The organism is Shewanella sp. FeAMO, assembly GCF_053653955.1.
Genome location: NZ_CM132201.1, coordinates 970,944 through 989,121 on the forward strand (window position 1 = coordinate 970,944; position 18,178 = coordinate 989,121).

An 18,178-nucleotide genomic window follows, 5' to 3' on the forward strand; every position below is an offset into this window, starting at 1 on the left:
AACAAGGGAAGCCGGGGCTCAGACAGCAAGAGCTCAGACAGCAAGAGTACCGCGAAAGGACAGGGATAATAAGGACAGCGAAGATGAGTCATCAAGGGAGCGGCATGCGTTTTGGATTCAAGGCGGGCAGTTTGGCAGAGGATAGCCTGTCGGTGCTGTCGTTCAAGCTGGAAGAATCGCTGTCGAGTCCTTATGTGGTTGAGCTTGAGTTGCTGAGTCGCCGGGACGATATCAAGGCGAGCGACTTGGTGGACCAGAGCGGGGTACTGAGTTGGTGGCAGGACGGCGAATGCCAGCGAGAATTGCACGGCATAGTAAGCCGCTTTGGCCGCGGCGACAGCGGCCATAGACAGACCCGCTACCGGCTGAGACTGGAGCCGGCCCTGAGCCGCCTGCAACTGCGGCGCAACAGCCGCATCTTCCAGGAAAAGAGCCTGACCGACATCATCGCGGTACTGTTCGGTGAAATGGGCATTACCGATTACGCCTTTCGCTGTGACCCGCGCCATGAAAGCCGCAAACGGGAATACTGCGTGCAGTATGGCGAGAGCGACTTTGACTTCTTCGAACGCCTGACCCGCGAAGCGGGGCTGTTCTACTACTTCGAGCACAGCAGCGACAAGCACACCCTGGTGCTGTGCGATGCACTGGACAAACTGAGCCTGAGCCCCCACAGCTACCCCTACAACGCCCTGGCGGGAGGACGCGCCGAGCAGGCGAGTGTCCGCAGCGCCGAATACCGCCACCGCCGGGCCGAGAGCGGGGCCACCCTCAAGGACTACAGCTTCCGTAAACCGGCCTACAGCTTCCTGCAACCGAGCACGGAGGATGCAGACTGGCAACAGAGCGGCTATGAACACTTCGACTACCCGGGGCGCTACAAGGACGATGCCGACGGCAAACTGTTCAGCAAGGTGCGCCTGGCGGGACTGAGACGGGAGAGCGAACAGCTGCTGCTCAAGAGTGACCAACTGCAGGCGTTGAGCGGGCAGAAGTTTGCCCTGAGCGAACACCCGGATGCGAGCCTTAATCGCGAATGGGTAATAGTGGGGGTCAGCCACACAGGCGAGCAGGGCAATGCGGCGGAAGAGGACAACAACAGCCGCGGCACGACCTACAGTAACGAGATAGTGGCGGTGCCTTCCTCCATGCAATGGCAAGCGGAGCCGAAGGCCAAACCACAGATGGCGGGGCCGCAGATAGCGACCGTGGTGGGGCCGAAGGATGAAGAGATATTTTGTGACGAATACGGCCGGGTGAAGGTGCAATTCCCCTGGGACAGATATGCCAAGGGTGACGAGCACGGCAGCTGCTGGATACGGGTCAGCCAGGGCTGGGCCGGTGGTCAATATGGCTTTATGGCGCTGCCGCGGATAGGGCATGAAGTGATAGTGTCGTTTCTGGACGGCGACCCGGACCAACCCATCATCACCGGCCGGGCCTACCATGCGGTGAACCAGGTGCCTTACGCGCTGCCGGCCCACAAGACCCGCACTGTGCTGAAGACCCAGAGCCACAAAGGCGAGGGCAGCAACGAGCTGAGGTTTGAGGATGAAGCGGGGGAAGAGGAGATTTACCTGCATGCGCAGAAAGACCTGAACCTACTGACCGAGAACGACAGGCACGAGCATATCAAGCACGACAACCACCTGGATGTGGACAATGAAAGGCGCAGCCGCATCGGCGGCAACGACCACCTGACGGTGTTGGGCGAGTCCCGTCAGCAGGTAACCGGCGACAAGAGCCTGATAGTGGATGGCAGCCAACAGATCAAGGTTGCAGACAAATACCTGCTGCAGGCCGGGCCGGAAATTCAACTGAAAGCCGGTGCCAAGATAGTGATCGAGTCCGGTGCCGAAGTAACGCTTAAGGCCGGTGGCAGTTTTGTCAAGGTCGATCCGGCCGGGGTGCATCTTTCCGGCCCCGGGATCAACCTCAACTCAGGGGGCAGCCCAGGCAGTGCCAGTGGTTTCAGCGGTTTGGCACCTGTGTTACCCGGCGCGGTTGAACAGGTGGTATTGCCTCAGGGGGGAAGTGTTCCCCTATCTGCGCTGTTGGTTGCCGAGGAGTTCGCCGCACCTGCGGTGCAGGTGTGCCCGCTGACCGAAGAGGAGGCTCAATCTCAGCCTCAGCCTCAAGCTCAGGCGCAAAGCGCTGCTGAGACTTCAGCTGAAGCCGATACGGCAGAAACAGCAGATGCTGCGGCCGGTGGCGGAGCGGCTTCTGCGGTGGCGCCCGGCGCCGCAGATAGTCAACAAGCTGAGACCCAGCCACAGACAGAAGAAACTGAAGCCGAGCGTTTTCGCCGTGAAGTGATCCGGCCAACGCTGGCAAAACTTGATGTGGTCGATGAAGATGCCGAAATTCTATTGCTGGGGACGGCAGCTCATGAGAGCCATCTGACCATGAGAGATCAGATGGGTAACGGACCCGCCAAGGGGCTGTACCAGATGGAACCGGCGACCCACAATGATATCTGGGACAACTTCCTGAAGTATAAGTCGAAATTGGCGAAGAAGGTTTCGGCACTGCAAGGCTCGGATGACAGACTATCCGAGCTGCGCAACAATGATGAATACGCCACCGCCATGGCTTATGTGCACTATGCCAGAGCCAGATTCAGAACCGGAGAGGCCTTCCCTGATGGTCAGGATATTAAGGCGGTAGCCAAATATTGGAAGCAATACTACAACACTGTGCTTGGCAAGGGCACAGTGGAGAAATTTGAACAGGACTGGTGGCGTATCACCGGTAAGGCAGACAAATAATGAGGCAGTTGGTATTAGCTTGGGTGTTGTTGTGTTGCGGTGCGATTCCAGCTTGGGCAACAACAGCAGAAAACGGTTTTTCCCAGAAGTCAGCGGAGGCGAGTTTAACGCTTGAGTTGCGGACTATCGCCAGAGTGGATGTCTCCGCCCTCTGGTTTGCCGATAGCGAAGGCGATCGCATGCCCACCGCGGAGCTTTATCTGACGCAATATAATCGCCAGGGTTATCCGCGGATCATCGACGGTTTCACAGGCCATACCCCCCAATTGCAAGCGGTTGATCTCGACGGAGATGGACAAGTTGAGATTCTGCTTAGATACAAGGCAGGCGGGCACCAGACCCTGATGAATGTTTATCGGATCGAGGGCAATCTGCTGCGGCGACTGCCTTCCGATGACTTGGTATCGGATAGAGATGGAATAGAACTGCAGTACACCTCCGCCGGAGAGCCAAGAATCAGAGTCATCAGCAGCAGAGATACAAATGCGGATAAGGCTTTGCTGGTTACCACAGATTACCGCTTGCAAGATGGCAAGCTGGTTGAAGCCAAGGATTGATTGCTACCGGAGTCGCCGCGCGGCTTTGGTTATCAAGGAGTGGAAATGTTTGTGCAACGGAATGACACCCTGAGTGAATTAGGCTATTGGCTGCTTAATCCCCTGGCCAATGAAAAGCTACTGCCCGCTTATTATCAACAGGGCGGCGTGGATGCCGTGCCTTTGTTTCAGGGCACCTTGCTCGAGTCCCATAAGGATAAGGGGCCATGGTTGGTGCCGGCACGGCCGGAACTGTTGCAGCAAGCGCCATTTGCCGATTGCCCTATTCTGGCGCTGGAGAGTCATTTGCCCAGGCCGCAACTGCTTGCCCACTTGAAGAGCCTGCTTCTGGCGGCATGTGATGGTGAGCGAGTGGTATTCCGCTTCTATGACCCCAGAGTGCTGCAACCTATGCTGCCGCGCTTGAGCCAAGTTGAGTTGGGGGCTTTTATGGGGCCGATAACCCGTTTGAGCTTTGTCGGCAAGCCGCTGCCAAGCGGCAACAGCGACGACCCTATGGATGGGGCGCAGTATCTTGACCCCGCCAGCCCCGTTAAGGCCCAGCATGGCAGCATTGTGGTGCAGCACCCGGGCGAGCCCGGTTATACCGAGCATGCGGATATCTGGTGGCAGATGAAACCCGAGCATCTGGCCGGACAAAGCGACATCCAGCGCCATATCTATATTGTTGAGCGCCAGTTATGGCGAGAGTTGCATCCCTTGATGAGTCAGCAACCCAAGCGGCGGGAGATCATTAAGGCGGCGATTCTGCGAGGTCGTGAACAAGGGGTGGATGAAGAGGATATCCCTGTGTTTGCTGCCGCGCGTCTGGGGCGCAGTGTCAGCTATCCTATGCCGGCGATCGCCCAAGGAATGAGATTGAATCAACAGGACTTTTTGAATTTGGCTAAATGGATGGAGCATGCATGAGTCAGCACACTATCCCCTGTGAAACCTTAACCGATTGGATTGAAATCGACTTTCGTGATGAAAGCAATCAGCCCTTATCCGGGTTAACAGCCACTGTTACCGATGCCGCCGGCAACAGTCGACAGCTCAAGTTGACGGGGGGGCCGCAACTGATCACCTGCTTGGCGCCGGGGGCGGTGACGCTGACTTTTGATACCGACAGCTGGCTCAAGGCTGTGATGTCCAGGCGTCCACTGAATGCTGCCGAAACCTCCGCCGTGCCTGAATATGTTAAGGCGGCCAAGGGCTTCAACAATACGGCTAAACAGCATTTGCAGGCAACGGTTGGTGATTTTTGGCAACAGCCGCCCACAGCAGCCGTGGCCGAGCGCCATCAAGCCGGGAAAGGCAAGAGTGGTGCCGTAGAGCTGCTCAGCCGCAACGCCTATGTAGTGGAGATCCAGGCATTCAAATGGTTAACCGTGCGTATGGGGCTGTTTTTCGATGGCACAGCCAACAACACCTATAACGTTGATTGGGGCCGGCAACAGCAGGAGCGGGCGGCGCATTACTGTATGAACCGCTTCTCGGTGGAGTCACAGGAGCAGGCCCTGGAACTGGCGGCTCAGTGTCAGGCACCCATGCCCAAGGCGATGGAGAATCTCAGTGCCACCAATGAATACACCAATGTGCAGAAACTTGAGTGGCTTTACGCCAATCAGCTCTATGGCGCGAGCCTTTTGCAGTTTGGCTTGTATGTCAAAGGGATAGGTACGTCTTTGGAAGAGCCGGCTAACGGTATAGATGATGATGATGCCTTTGCCGGGGTGGCAGCCGGACGCGGGGATAACGGTGTTGAGTCTAGGGTAGAGCAGGCATTGAATGATGTCTGTCAGAACAAGCTCAAGTCGCAGTGGGGCCGCCTTGCCAACCAGTATGATGGCGTAGGCAAGTTTGAGTTTGATCTCTTTGGTTTCAGTCGTGGCGCAGCGGCGGCACGTCATTGCGCCAACATGGTGCTCAGGGAAAAAGATAACCTGTTCCAGGCCGTGCTGGCGAAGCATTGCAGCGATGTACCGCTGCGCTCGGATATGGACTGGCAAAACAATGAGCATTGTCAGATCCACTTCGTTGGTATTTACGATACCGTCGCCGCAATTGCAACCCTGTGGGACGGCATAGATCCCCATGATGAACACAATGGTGATGTGAAGCTCTGGCTGGATCCCAAGCGGGTGAAGAAGGTGGTGCATCTCACTGCCAATCCAAGGGATGAGTTCAGGTATAACTTCTCGCTCAATAGTCTCAACAACGCCTCTCGAAACCCAACGGCACCCTTCTTTGAGGCTGTATTGCCCGGGGCACACTCAGATCTTGGCGGTGGCTACTATTCACGCCAGTTTTTCGATGGCAAGGTGCAGTCCTACAACCCGCTGTTTACCGAGACCAAGCTGGTTGCCGCCTATCACAGCCGCTTGCCGAAAAACGCCGTCAGCAGCAATAGCCCGGTGGCCTTTGGTCAAGGGGACGATCCGGCATTGACCGCCAAAGTGATGGCCTCAGATGCAGGTAAAAAGGTGCTGCGGGAAATCGACCGTTTGGTCACCATGAACTGGTGTCAGACCTCGGACTTGAGTATCGATTATGTGGTCAGGCCTGTATTGCAGGGCAACAAGAACAGGGAGCCGGAAGAGAGGGTAACGGTGAAGCTGACCATGACGCGGATTGTTGAAGGGGATCTGTCACGCCTGTATCTAAGGCTGATGGCCGGTTTGGCCAAGTTCAGCGGCGTGAACTTTGATGAAGGCGCCTTCGAGCAGAAATGGAGCTCGGACAGCAGCTACAAGGTGGAAGATCTCAACAGTCACTTTAACCTGCTTGGCCGTTCATTCGCCGCTATTTGCGAAGAGGTATTGCAGCAGGCGACGCAGGGGCAACTGCACCCGCTGCTTGGCGATGAATCTTTCAGGCGGGCACTGAGGCCACACTTTATTCACCACAGCGCCGATGTGGTATCGGTCGCCGGTGGTTTTATCGTGCCTTATATCCCCAACGACGGCAATGCTCGCGCCGTGCACCCGGCCGTAAAAGGGAAATAGTATGCCTATGGGGTTTGCCACAGTACTTCGCCTGTTGTTATTGCTGATGAGCGGCTTTCTGTTTGCCTGTTCGGGAGGCAGCATGAGCGCCAGAGCCGCATCTCAGAGCGAAGGTATTCCCTGGGATATAGAGATAGTGGCGCCTTTTTATTATGAAGTCATGCCCATGGGCAATCCTGTGCCGACTGTCTATGGCCTCAACAGTAAGCAGGACTGGACTTCGGTGCATACCGGCTTTCGGCGGATCCCGGACCTCAAGACCCATAAGGCCAATGCCTCCGGCGGGCTGGATCCCTGGACACTGGATTTTTGTTTCAACTGCATCAGCAGTTTTTATAACGCCGACGCCTATGTTCAGCCGCCGGAAGAGATATTTATCCGCTATCTGGCGCTCACTGAAGAGCGGGTCTATGAACTGAGTTTCCGCCTGCCTGATGAGTTGCAGCGGCAGATGTTGGCCGCGGCAACCGGCGATAATGACAGTGGTAAAGCTTGTCAAACCGGCATTTTATTTGGCTTGTTGCCGGGCGGCGAAGCCAAGGTTTGGCTCGCGGTTTGCGGTCGTTATCAGTACCTGCGTCAGGCCCAGGCTCAGTTTGGCCCCATGACACTCGATGCAAGCGACAGGGATTATCGCCAGTATATGCTGGCCATTGAGGGGCAGAGGCGCAAAAATGCCGCGTCCGCAGAGCCTTTGCTGCCTGTCCGCCCTGAGAGGCTGGAGTCGATGCGCCAAAGTGGCCCGGGAATGGAGCAAGAACCGGCGTTGGTGAGCGATAGCCGCTGCTGGGCCGATAAGCCCGAGCGCCCCTTGAGCCCACAAACGCCGCTTAGTCGGCAGCAACAACGATGGCTCAGCCGTTTATGGCTCGATGCCAAGCCGCTGCTGGATAGCAGTGAACTCTATTACAGCTTGCCGCAGGCGGTCACTCTGGCCTGGGAGGAAGCCGCCGCCAAGGGCCTGAGTCCAAGAGAGTCTGAATTATGGGTGCTGGCCAGAGTGGCTGCATCATCGAGCGGCGAGTTGGCACCCTTGGCAGCCAGGCTGCAGCTGACAGATACAGAGCTTGCCTTGGTGCAGCAATGGGCAGATGAATTTTGCGGACGTTAATCAAGGTATTAAGGAGTCAGTTATGGGTAATGCCGTTAAGTTGGGCGATATAGGGACAGATCATGATGGGTTTCCACCCACGCCGGTGACTTCGGCCTCTTCCACGGTCAAGGTGGATGGTATTCCGCTGGCACGTCAGGGCGATTCATTGGCCCCCCACGACAAGCCCAAACATCCGCCGCACCCTCGTACCATTGCCGCGGGTTCGGGCAGTGTTTTTATCGATGGGAAACCCGCCGCCAGAACCGGCGATGCGGTTGACTGCGGCGGTACTCTGGTGGGCGGTGGCACTGTGAATATTGGTTGAGATCTGAGGGGTAAAAATGGCCCATGGGACTGGCTCGTTGCAGTGGCCTTCTGTATGATGGCGGCCTTGAAAATTCAGTCAGTTCCACAGAGGTATCGAAATGGAAGTCAATCAAGAGCAGAGCCAGCGTCGCGGCGCCAAAAAGATCAGATTTGATAATCAGGAGTTGGTGAAAACCAGCTTTTGGGTCAGCCAAATTTTTATGATTATCGCCACTGTTGCCGGGGTTTATTTGGCGGCGCAGGAAGGTCTGTCACAGGCGATTAAGTTTGATAGCCTGACCAATATGCAGAACAACTATCATCTGCAACATTCTCTCTATGAAGAGCTGAAAGACAATGTCACTGTAATGACAGAGTATGCTGAGCGAATAGAGAAAGAAAAACCTTATAATATCAAAGAATATCATCCAGTTATGGCGGACTTTGTCTGGCAAAACATGAAGTATTCTGCCTACACCCTGGAAACCCCCAGCGATATCCTCTCCGGTGCCCGTCGTTTCTACATGGGCTCTGAAGATATTGTCGGCAAGATTGAACGTAAGTTCTATGGCCCAAGCTTTGGTACCAAACAACTGAGAGTGCTGATTGAAGAGGTCGAAACCAAGACCTTGCCCAAGTTGGAGCAGAGCTATAAGAAGATGGCCGACGAACTGAAACGTGCCGGTATGGATGTAAACTGACAACTCCGGTTGTTGCTTGGGAATCGGCCGACGGATAACTGAGTTTTCCTGACTCACAATGACAGGTTAAATACCATCATTGGAAGTTGCTATGGAAAGGAAATCTGAGCCGGTATCAAACGGCCGTAAAATTCATTTTGACAATAGTGAGCTGGTGAAAACCAGCTTCTGGGTGAGCCAGCTGTTGATGGTGCTGGCAACGGTTCTGGGCGTTTATCTGGCGGCGCAGCAGGGGCTGTCACAGGCGATTAAGTTTGATTCTCTGGTCAATACCCAGAACAACTATCATCTACAACGTGCCTTGTATGACGAAGTGCGGGATAACTTGCAGACGCTGGAAGCCTATATGGCGGACATAGATAAACTCAGACCGCTGGACTTGCGGTCATTGCATCCCCAGCTTAGCGATTTTGTCTGGCAAAACATGTATTACTCGGCCAATGCACTGGAAACACCGGCTGAGATCCTGACCGCTATCCGCAGGTTCAGAATTGAATCTGCCCAGCTGATTGAAAAAATGGAAAAGCAAGAGTTGAGCCGCGGTGTCGGTACAACCAGGTTAAGAGCCTTGGTAGGGAAGATTTCGGCCGATACTCTGCCTAAGCTGCAACTGAGTTTCCAGCGTATGGAGCTTGAGTTGCAGCGTAGTGGCATGGATGTGAATATCACAGAGGAATAATCCATGAGTTTAAAATGTCCCGGGTGTCACAGCGAGTCGATGCGCACCTTTGAGCTTTACGGTGAGCAGGTGGACAGCTGCAATCAATGTGAAGGCATCTGGTTTGACAACGGCGAGCTTAACGGTGCGCTGTCAACAGCCGACAACGGCAACGATAATGTGCGCATCGAGGAGTCGCTGGGGCCGCACCTCGGGCTATCCAAGCGCCAGTGTATGCACTGTGAAGAACAGATGCACAGATACCATCTGATGGACGGCTATCAGATAGAGCTGGATGTCTGCCACAGTTGCAGTGGGGTTTGGGTCGACAAGGATGAAAGGGATAAGGTGGTGCAATCCCCAAGGCTGCAAGGGCTACTGGCCGAGCTGAATGGCAAGATCAGTGTGAAGACCTGGCTGTTTCAGTTTTTGTCGCAAATGCCGGTGGAGTTTAATCTCAAAACCCGTTCACAACCCGCCATCACCTACCTGCTGCTGGCACTCAATATCATGATCTTTGCCGCCTATGGCACAGACTTGGACATAGCCGATACCGTATTTGCCAACTTTGCCCTGCGGGCCGATGAGGTGTTGCACGGCAGCCATGTATGGACCCTGTTCAGCCATATGTTCCTTCACGGCGACTGGATTCACCTGGCGGGCAATATGTACTTCCTCTATGTGGTTGGCGACAATCTGGAAGACGCCTTGGGACGCATGAGATTCCTTGGGCTTTATCTGCTTTGTGGCCTAGCGGCTGCGGCGGTGCAGATTATTGCTGATCCCGGCTCCAATATCCCTATGGTGGGTGCCAGTGGTGCCATTGCCGGCCTGTTTGGTATGTATCTATTGTGGTTCCGTCATGCCAGCCTGACCTTTATGTTTGTTATCTACCAGAAGAAGCTGTCGCCTATGGCTTTCTTTGCCATCTGGCTGGTATTCAACGTGGTTGGTTTGATGATGGCCGGTGAAGGCGTGGCTTACTGGGCTCATATCGGTGGCTTTGCCATGGGACTTATCCTGGGGTTTGGCCTCAAATCCAGAGTGATGCAGCAAAATCCCTTGCTGGCGATGCTTAATGAGCCAGAGGTGAAGATCCGTCGCTGAGTTTCAGTTAGGTTCGTAGGTAAGGTGCGAATAAGTCCTCGTGGCACTCTCTGATGCAGAGAGTGGCTTGCACAGCAATTGGCGTTCAAGGCATCCGACTGAAGGCATGCCGGGGCCTGTCGAAGTCGGCCTTCTCTAATAAACCCCGGTCAGTTCTCTGAGCGGGGTTTATTTTTTACCGCTGAAAAATATTGCGCTTTTTTCCAAGGCAGTGTTATTGTCGGCAAATGGGTGTTTTGAGATCTGGATCACAGATGAGCCGAATCGAGAGGTGGTTTGCATTATTGCTGGTCAGTATTTTGCTGACGGGCACTCTTGCTGCTATCCCTAAGGCCCATTCTCAGCAGGTTTCTCTGGTACCGGTTTCAGCCTCAATACCTCTGGCGGTGCAGGGAGATAATTCCCAAGGCCTGTTCCTCAAGACGCTGACAGATTCTCAGGAGCCGACGCTTCCGAAACAGAAATCTACTCATCTGGCGCCTTCGGCCGAGTTGGTACTGCGCTTGCCGTTGCTGGAGTCATTGCAATCCCATGCACTGCATGTATTTCCTCAGGCACAGACCCGCGCACCGCCATTAGACCTCATTTGAAAACCGTCTTTCGGGTTCGCACTAATGCGAAGCCCGGCAACCCAGTTTCCAAGTGAGGTAACAATATGAAAACACTTCATCCTTTTGCGATTGCCAGCAACGACAGGCTGCAAGCCTCTGCTTTAGCCAATCAACTCAACCCTTATGACAATGCCTTAGAGGCCATGATGGACTTCAGCCACAGTGCACGTATGGTCATCAGTGCCGATATGCCGGCGCCTGATGCCTCAGCCCTGATGCAGAGTGAACACAGCGCATTGCACTTTGTCATTAATGCCCGTCATGAAATGCTGGGTATTATCACCCAGGAGCTGTTGGCGCCGGACAATCTGCTCAAGCTTGTCGACAAGGCCCATCAACCTTCCTCCTGGACGGTATTTGATTTGATGCTGCCAAGAGAGCAACTGCAGGCACTGGCCTATGATGAGGTTGCCAACGCCAGTGTCGCCGATGTGTTGCAGAGCCTGCGTCACAGCCGCGAGAACTATTTTGCTGTGGTCGATACCCAGACCCATCAGATCCGCGGATTGTTAAGCCTGGCCGATATCAGCCATCGTTTGAATGTCGGCCAGTTTAGGGAAGATAAGGGTGGCAATCTGCTGAATATTCTGCGGCAGATAAACACCAGTCATGGCCTGGTTCAGCAGATAGCCTGATTTCGGCGCTGTTTCCAATATTTTGATCGATAAAGGTCCGGTAGCCTTGGCGCGCCGGGCCTATTACTGCAGTTCCCACCACTCCCAGCTTTCCAGTTGATAGGCTTCGGCCAGTTCCAGCGCCTTGGCATGAGCTGCTTTTGCCCCAAGGCTGTCGCCTTCAGCCGCCAGTGCCAGGCTCAGTTGTTGCTGCCAATCAGCCTGGGTTGCGCCCGCTTTTGAGGTCATCAGCAAGAGTTCCTTGGCCAGCTTAAACTCGCCCCGGTTGTTGAGCACTTTGGCAAAGCCGGCACTCAGCTCTGCAAGATCCTCTGGAAACTGCTTCTTGGCCAGGTTGAGCACTTCGGCCATCTTTGATTTCTGCTCGCTGTAATAGAGGTACTTTCCCAAGGTGTAGGCCTGCAGCCAGTCGAAATGAAAGCCGCTCCAAAGTGTTTTCTTGGCCTCAAAGTGCGCCAGTACCGCTTCATAATCGCCAAGCTGCATCAAGGGGCCAACATCGGTAAAGTAACCTGGCGTCAGGCTTTCCAGACCGGCAAGCAGCGCCGGCATGGCGGTGCTGTAGTGCGTCTCTGAGGGAAAGAAACGGTAGTCGAAGTGCCATTCGGACGCCTGCTCAGCGAGCAGTTTTCTGAATTCATCCACACCCATGCCTTGCTCGTTGGCCAGAGAGAGAAAAAGCCTGGGGTAGGCCGATGTCTGCCTAGGCTGTTTCAGCCAAGGAGCTGCCCGCTCAAGCAGCGCCATATTGTCGTACCAGATGCTGGGACTCATGGCGAGAAAGGCACTGAAAGGACTCTTGGATTGCAGCATCATCTGCAGGCTCAGCAAGCCCCCCAGAGAATAACCGGCAAGGGCATTGTGGCCCGAGGTGCGGTAGTGTTTGTCGATATAGGGCACGAGTTCCTGTTGCAGGTGGGCGAGCATTTTGTCGCTGCCGCCAAATTCTACGCCCTCAGCCGATGGCCAGGTGGTGGAGTAGAGGTAGTCTTTCTGCCCCTGCATGGCGATACCCACTACTATCATGGGCGGTATCTTGCCCATTCTGGCGAGGTTATTGACCGCAGCAGAGACATGGCGGAATTGGAAGTCGGCATCGACGATATAGAGCACGGGATAACGGCGACCAGTGTCTTGGGTGGCATGGTAGCGTTCCGGCAAGGACAGCATCCAGCGCCGCTCGCTTTGGTAGACCTTGGATGCCAGAGTATCACTGTAGCCATAGAGCAAAGGCTCTGGCTTGGCCAGGGCAACTGAACTTAAAAGAAGTGCCGGCAATAAAGCCAGCAGCGGCAGCCTGAGTTTCATGGTTCATCCTTGGTTGTTTTTTAATTTTGTACCTGAATAAACTCCTGGAGGAAAGTGGCTATAGGCACGACCACTGGCAGAGGCAAGCACAAGGCAAAAGAAGAGGGAGCCATCAGGCTCCCTCTGTTAGTCATGCTGTAGCTGCGATAGGCCGCTTAGAGTGATTTCAAAATCGCTTCTACGCTGGCCTTGGCATCGCCGAACAACATCTGGGTGTTGTCTTTGAAGAACAGTGGGTTCTGCACCCCGGCATAACCTGTGTTCATCGAGCGTTTGAAGCCGATGACATTGCGGGCCTTCCACACTTCCAGTACCGGCATGCCGGCGATTGGGCTGGAAGGATCTTCAGTGGCCGCCGGGTTAACCGTATCGTTGGCACCTATCACCAGTACTGTATCTGTGTCTTCGAAATCATCATTGATCTCGTCCATCTCCAGCACTATGTCATAAGGCACTTTGGCCTCGGCCAACAGCACGTTCATATGGCCCGGCAGACGCCCGGCAACCGGGTGGATACCGAAGCGCACCTTAACCCCCAGATTACGCAGTTTCTGGGTGATCTCGGCCACGGGATACTGTGCCTGGGCTACTGCCATGCCGTATCCGGGGGTGATGATCACTGAGCTGGAGTTTTTCAGCAGCTCGGCCACATCCTCGGCCGTGGTTTCACGGTATTCGCCCATCTCTTCATCACCGCTGGAAACGGCGCCATCGGTACCGAAACCGCCGGCAATCACAGAGATAAAGGAACGGTTCATCGCCTTACACATGATGTAAGACAGGATGGCACCGGAAGAACCCACCAGGGCACCTGTGACGATCAGCAGGTCGTTGGACAACATAAAGCCCGCCGCTGCAGCCGCCCAGCCAGAGTAGGAGTTGAGCATGGATACCACAACCGGCATGTCGGCGCCGCCTATGCTGGCTACCAGGTGCCAACCAAAGGCAAAGGCTATCAGTGTCATGATAAGCAGAGGCCAGATACTGCCACCTACGTTGACGAAGTAAATCATCAGCAGCAGGGATACCACAACCGCCAGCAGGTTGAGCTTGTGGCGATGAGGCAACATCATCGGCTTGGAGGAGATTATGCCTCTGAGTTTTCCGAATGCGACTACTGAGCCGGTGAAGGTCACGGCACCGATGAAGATCCCCAGGAAGACTTCCACCAGGTGGATGTTGAGCATGGCGCCTGTCATGGGCTCATGGGCTGCCGAGGCGGCGGCTTGCTCTATGGCTGCCCTGGCGGCTTCCAGAGTGGCATTGAGGTCATTACCGACAGTGACTATCACTTCGTTCATCGCCTGTGGGTGCAGGCCGAGGAAAGAGTTGAAACCCACCAATACGGCGGCCATACCCACAAAGCTGTGGAGAATGGCGACCAGCTCAGGCATTTCTGTCATCTCAACCTTGAGCGCCAGACGAATACCTATGGCACCGCCTATCACCATGGCGAGAATGATCCAGTGAACACCATTGGTTTCAGGATTCAGTATGGTAGCGATCAAAGCGATCGACATCCCTATGATCCCAAACAGGTTTCCATTTTTTGCAGACTCCTGCTTCGATAAGCCGGCGAGGCTTAAGATGAAGAACAGGGCCGCTATGATATAGGCTGCTGTTACCAGTCCTTGAGACACGATATACCCCCTTAATCCTTACGGAACATCTTCAGCATGCGCTGGGTGACGGTAAAGCCACCGAAGATGTTGATACTGGCAATCAGCACGGCGATAAATGCCAGTGCGGTCATCAGAGCTGAGCCCTGGCCAACCTGCAGCAGTGCACCTACCACAATAATGCCGGAAATAGCGTTGGTGACTGACATCAATGGCGTATGCAGCGCATGAGTCACGTTCCAAACCACGTAGTAACCCACCACACAGGCGAGCACGAATACAGTAAAGTGCGACAGGAACTCAGCCGGAGCCACCGAGGCTACGGCACCGAAGGCGGCCACACCCAGAGCGCCCAAAATATACTTGAGCTTGGATGGCACTTTCTCTTCTGCTTTTTTCGGCTCAACTTTGGCTGCCGGTTTCTTGGGCGCCGCGGTCACAGAGATCTGTGGTGGCGGGAAGGTGACTTCACCGGCCTTGACGACCGTCATGTTGCGCATCACCACGTCTTCGAAGTCTATGTTGGCGTTGCCGTCTTTCTCCTTGCACATCAACTTCATCAGGTTCACCAGGTTGGTGCCGTAAAGCTGGGATGACTGTGCCGGTAAACGCCCTGGCAGATCTGTGTAACCTATGACTTTAACGCCATTGTCGGTCACAAAGAGTTCGCCGCTTTTGGTGTATTCGCAGTTGCCACCGGTGGCGGCCGCCAGGTCCACTATCACTGAGCCCGGCTTCATGGAGTCGACCATCTCTTTGGTGATGAGCTTGGGCGCAGGCTTGCCTGGAATCAGTGCTGTGGTGATGATGATATCCACTTCCTTGGCTTGCTCGGCGAACAGCGCCATTTCAGCCTTGATGAATTCATCAGACATCACTTTGGCATAGCCATCGCTGGAAGAGCCGTCTTCCCCGCCGAAGTCCAGCTTAAGGAACTCACCGCCCATGGACTCGATCTGCTCGGCCACTTCCAGACGGGTATCGAAGGCGCGTACTATGGCGCCCAATGAACCGGCGGCACCAATGGCGGCAAGACCGGCAACCCCGGCACCTATCACTAACACCTTGGCCGGTGGGACTTTACCCGCGGCAGTGATTTGGCCGGTAAAGAAGCGGCCAAACTCGTGGGCGGCTTCCACTACGGCGCGATAACCGCCGATATTGGCCATGGAGGAGAGGGCGTCAAGGGACTGGGCACGGGAGATCCGCGGCACCATGTCCATTGCCATCACGTTGATGTTGCGTTGTGACAGCTTTTCCACCAACTCAGGATTCTGGGCCGGCCAGATAAAACTTATCAGGGTGGCACCATCTTTGATTTGGCTGATTTCATCTTCGGTTGGCGCGTTGACCTTAAAGATCAAGTCGGCCTGCCATACATTCGGTACCACACTGGCACCGGCGGCTTCGAAGGCGGCATCACTGAAGCTGGACAGCGCACCCGCGTCTGCTTCCACTGCCACTTCAAAGCCGAGTTTTTTAATTTGCTCTACCGTTGCCGGGGTCGCAGCGACCCGGGTTTCACCGGCGAGACTCTCTCTCGGTATTCCAATCTGCATGACTATTCCCTGATGGTTGATAAACAAAATTCACCCCGCCAAAACTCCGCTGGCAGAGTGAAAGAATGCAAGTCTGTTGACCTGGACTCGGGGACTGGTCTTTCCCTTCCATTGGGGACTTCCTGAAATGTTTTCAGGAACCAAGCCCGCTCATGAATGAAATCCTGGGTGTGGGGTACAGATATTCCCTTCATGGCACCTAGCGTGCTTTTGGCATTGTCGCAAGTCTTTCAATGGAAACAAGCTCATATTCTTCATGTGCTGTGTTTCTCCACTGGTCAGAGCAAATTCTTTGCGCCAGGCCACACTTTTGTAGCTTAATTTTTATACCATGCATATTTCTTATTGATATAAAAAATTAAATATTATTCTTTTTTGCTTTTCGATGGCGGGGCTAAGCTTGCTGACATTACTCTGTCACCGGGCCGTCTCAATGTTACTGAAAGAACTCTCTTCACTGGCTTCGCCACTCTCAGCGCCACAAGTGGATAAGCTTAAACAACTCACCGCCGAGCTCAGCCCGCTGCAGCTGGCATGGGTCAGTGGTTATCTGGCCGCCAGCGCTCAGGGGCAAGAGGGCGCTCCCCCCCAAAGCCAGAGCGGGCAAACTCTGACCATACTCTATGGCAGTCAGACGGGCAATGGCCGGGGTATCGCCAAGGCGTTGGCCGCCAAGGCCCAAAGTCTGGGCTATGGCGTTAACCTGGCATCTATGGGCGAATACAATGTCCGTAACCTCAAGCAGGAAACCCTGCTGGTGGCCGTAGTGAGTACCCATGGTGAAGGTGAAGCTCCCGATGATGCCATTGAGCTACACAAGTTTCTTGGCTCCAAACGTGCCCCCAAGCTGGATAAGCTTCAGTATGCGGTTCTCTCTCTGGGAGATTCCTCCTATGAGTTTTTCTGCCAGACAGGCAAAGACTTCGATGCCCGCCTGAGTGCCCTCGGGGCCAAGCCTTTACTGCCGAGAGTAGACTGTGATGTGGACTATCAGTCACAGAGCGACAGCTGGCAAACCGAGCTCCTTGAGCGGGTTGAGCCTCTGCTGCAGGCGGCCGATGGCACAGCGACCAATGTGGTGTCTATCAATGCCGCCAATCTTGGTATCAATAGCAATACCGGCCTGGAGTATGACAAGCAAAACCCTTACAGCGCCGAAGTGATAGTCAGCCAGAAACTAACGGGGCGCGATTCACTCAAGGATATCCGTCATCTGGAAATCGATTTGGGCGAGTCGGCCATCAGCTATCAGGCGGGTGATGCGCTGGGGGTCTATTTCCATAACGATGAGGCTCTGGTAGCCGAAATTCTCGAGGCGCTGGCGCTGGCGCCGGATACCCGGGTCCAGCTTGGCACTGAGTCTGTGGAGTTGCGTGATGCCCTGATTGAGCACAAAGAGCTGACCCAACTCTATCCCGGTCTGGTGCAGTTTTGGGCCGAAACAGTAGAGAGCGGCGAGCTGCTTACTATCAGTCAAGACAAGGAGCAGACCCGGCAGTTTATTCTCAGCCACCAACTGGTGGATCTGGTGAAACGTTACCCTCTCAATGGCGCCAAGCTAGATTCTGCCCAGGCTTTGTTGGACAAGCTGCGCCCCATTACCCCAAGGCTTTACTCCATCGCCTCGAGTCAGAGCGAAGTGGAGTCCGAAGTGCACCTCACAGTGGCGCTGGTGGAAGAGGAGCGTGACGGCCAACGCCGTTTCGGCGCCGCTTCTCACTTCCTGGCCCGGGCCGAGGAGGGGGCTCAGGTGCGTGTGTATGTGGAACCCAACAAGCACTTCCGCCTGCCCGAAGACCCACAGACGCCAGTGATCATGATAGGGCCGGGAACCGGTGTCGCGCCATTTCGGGCCTTCATGCAGCAAAGAGTGGCCGAGGGCGTGGCCGGCGACAGCTGGCTGTTCTTCGGTAATCCCCATTTCGAGCAGGATTTTCTCTATCAGACCGAGTGGCAACAGTACCTCAAGAGTGGCGCCCTGAGCCGCATCTCGCTGGCCTTCTCCCGGGATCAAGCGGAGAAAGTTTATGTTCAGCACAAGATTAAACAACAGGCCAAAGAGCTGTGGCAGTGGCTTGAGCGCGGGGCCCATATCTACCTGTGTGGCGATGCCGAGCGAATGGCCAAAGATGTGCACCAGGCACTGCTTGAAGTGGCCATGGAGCAAGGGGGTTTGACGAGCGAGGCCGCCGAAGCGTTTCTCGATGAACTGCGCAGCGCCAAGCGTTACCAGAAAGATGTCTACTGAGCTGAAGAACCTAGGAATAAA

15 protein-coding genes are annotated in these 18,178 nt (G+C 54.9%); 12 read left to right on the forward strand and 3 right to left on the reverse strand.

What is annotated here, in order from left to right; all coding sequences use genetic code 11:
* Window positions 1-83 precede the first annotated feature (83 nt).
* From ACWAU4_RS04315 to ACWAU4_RS04365, 11 genes are all read left to right on the forward strand, one after another.
* Entirely contained in the window at window positions 84-2,768 is a 2,685-nt protein-coding gene (locus ACWAU4_RS04315) for a type VI secretion system Vgr family protein (RefSeq protein WP_208125543.1), read from the forward strand.
* On the forward strand, window positions 2,768-3,325 hold the full coding sequence (locus ACWAU4_RS04320) for a hypothetical protein (protein ID WP_054745915.1): 558 nt from the start codon (window positions 2,768-2,770) through the stop codon (window positions 3,323-3,325). Before ACWAU4_RS04315 ends, ACWAU4_RS04320 begins: the two co-directional genes overlap by 1 nt.
* A gap of 45 nt (window positions 3,326-3,370) precedes the next feature.
* Window positions 3,371-4,234 carry a DUF4123 domain-containing protein gene (locus ACWAU4_RS04325; protein WP_208125544.1) on the forward strand — a complete coding sequence of 288 codons (864 nt, stop codon included), beginning with the start codon at window positions 3,371-3,373 and terminating at the stop codon, window positions 4,232-4,234.
* Complete coding sequence (locus tag ACWAU4_RS04330) at window positions 4,231-6,312, forward strand: phospholipase effector Tle1 domain-containing protein (protein WP_208125545.1); 2,082 nt, start codon at window positions 4,231-4,233, stop codon at window positions 6,310-6,312. The genes ACWAU4_RS04325 and ACWAU4_RS04330 overlap by 4 nt, the downstream gene beginning before the upstream one ends.
* A gap of 1 nt (window position 6,313) precedes the next feature.
* Entirely contained in the window at window positions 6,314-7,423 is a 1,110-nt protein-coding gene (locus ACWAU4_RS04335; RefSeq protein WP_208125546.1) for a DUF2931 family protein, read from the forward strand.
* 22 nt (window positions 7,424-7,445) lie between these two features.
* The gene (locus tag ACWAU4_RS04340) at window positions 7,446-7,730 is read left to right on the forward strand and encodes a type VI secretion system PAAR protein (RefSeq protein WP_025886893.1); all 285 of its coding nucleotides are present in this window, start codon (window positions 7,446-7,448) and stop codon (window positions 7,728-7,730) included.
* Between the two features lie 100 nt (window positions 7,731-7,830).
* Window positions 7,831-8,412: a hypothetical protein gene (locus ACWAU4_RS04345; protein WP_025009963.1), complete on the forward strand. Its 582-nt coding sequence runs from the start codon at window positions 7,831-7,833 to the stop codon at window positions 8,410-8,412.
* A 91-nt stretch (window positions 8,413-8,503) separates the two neighbouring features.
* Window positions 8,504-9,091, forward strand: coding sequence for a hypothetical protein (locus ACWAU4_RS04350; RefSeq protein WP_054745896.1), 588 nt, complete (start codon window positions 8,504-8,506; stop codon window positions 9,089-9,091).
* A gap of 3 nt (window positions 9,092-9,094) precedes the next feature.
* Window positions 9,095-10,177, forward strand: coding sequence for a rhomboid family intramembrane serine protease (locus ACWAU4_RS04355; RefSeq protein WP_208125547.1), 1,083 nt, complete (start codon window positions 9,095-9,097; stop codon window positions 10,175-10,177).
* Window positions 10,178-10,431: 254 nt separating this feature from the next.
* Complete coding sequence (locus ACWAU4_RS04360; RefSeq protein ID WP_045283089.1) at window positions 10,432-10,767, forward strand: hypothetical protein; 336 nt, start codon at window positions 10,432-10,434, stop codon at window positions 10,765-10,767.
* Between the two features lie 65 nt (window positions 10,768-10,832).
* Entirely contained in the window at window positions 10,833-11,423 is a 591-nt protein-coding gene (locus ACWAU4_RS04365) for a CBS domain-containing protein (protein ID WP_208125548.1), read from the forward strand.
* A 63-nt stretch (window positions 11,424-11,486) separates the two neighbouring features.
* On the opposite strand, the gene ACWAU4_RS04370 is transcribed toward ACWAU4_RS04365, so the two are convergent.
* The 3 genes from ACWAU4_RS04370 to pntA form a co-directional block, all read right to left on the reverse strand.
* On the reverse strand, window positions 11,487-12,731 hold the full coding sequence (locus tag ACWAU4_RS04370) for an alpha/beta hydrolase (protein ID WP_208125549.1): 1,245 nt from the start codon (window positions 12,729-12,731) through the stop codon (window positions 11,487-11,489).
* A 155-nt stretch (window positions 12,732-12,886) separates the two neighbouring features.
* Entirely contained in the window at window positions 12,887-14,371 is a 1,485-nt protein-coding gene (pntB, locus tag ACWAU4_RS04375; protein WP_025009970.1) for a Re/Si-specific NAD(P)(+) transhydrogenase subunit beta, read from the reverse strand.
* Between the two features lie 11 nt (window positions 14,372-14,382).
* Entirely contained in the window at window positions 14,383-15,909 is a 1,527-nt protein-coding gene (gene pntA, locus ACWAU4_RS04380) for a Re/Si-specific NAD(P)(+) transhydrogenase subunit alpha (RefSeq protein WP_208125550.1), read from the reverse strand.
* A gap of 433 nt (window positions 15,910-16,342) precedes the next feature.
* Between pntA and ACWAU4_RS04385 the strand changes: the two genes are divergently transcribed.
* Window positions 16,343-18,157, forward strand: a complete 1,815-nt coding sequence (locus ACWAU4_RS04385; protein WP_208125551.1) for an assimilatory sulfite reductase (NADPH) flavoprotein subunit — start codon at window positions 16,343-16,345, stop codon at window positions 18,155-18,157.
* Window positions 18,158-18,178 lie beyond the last annotated feature (21 nt).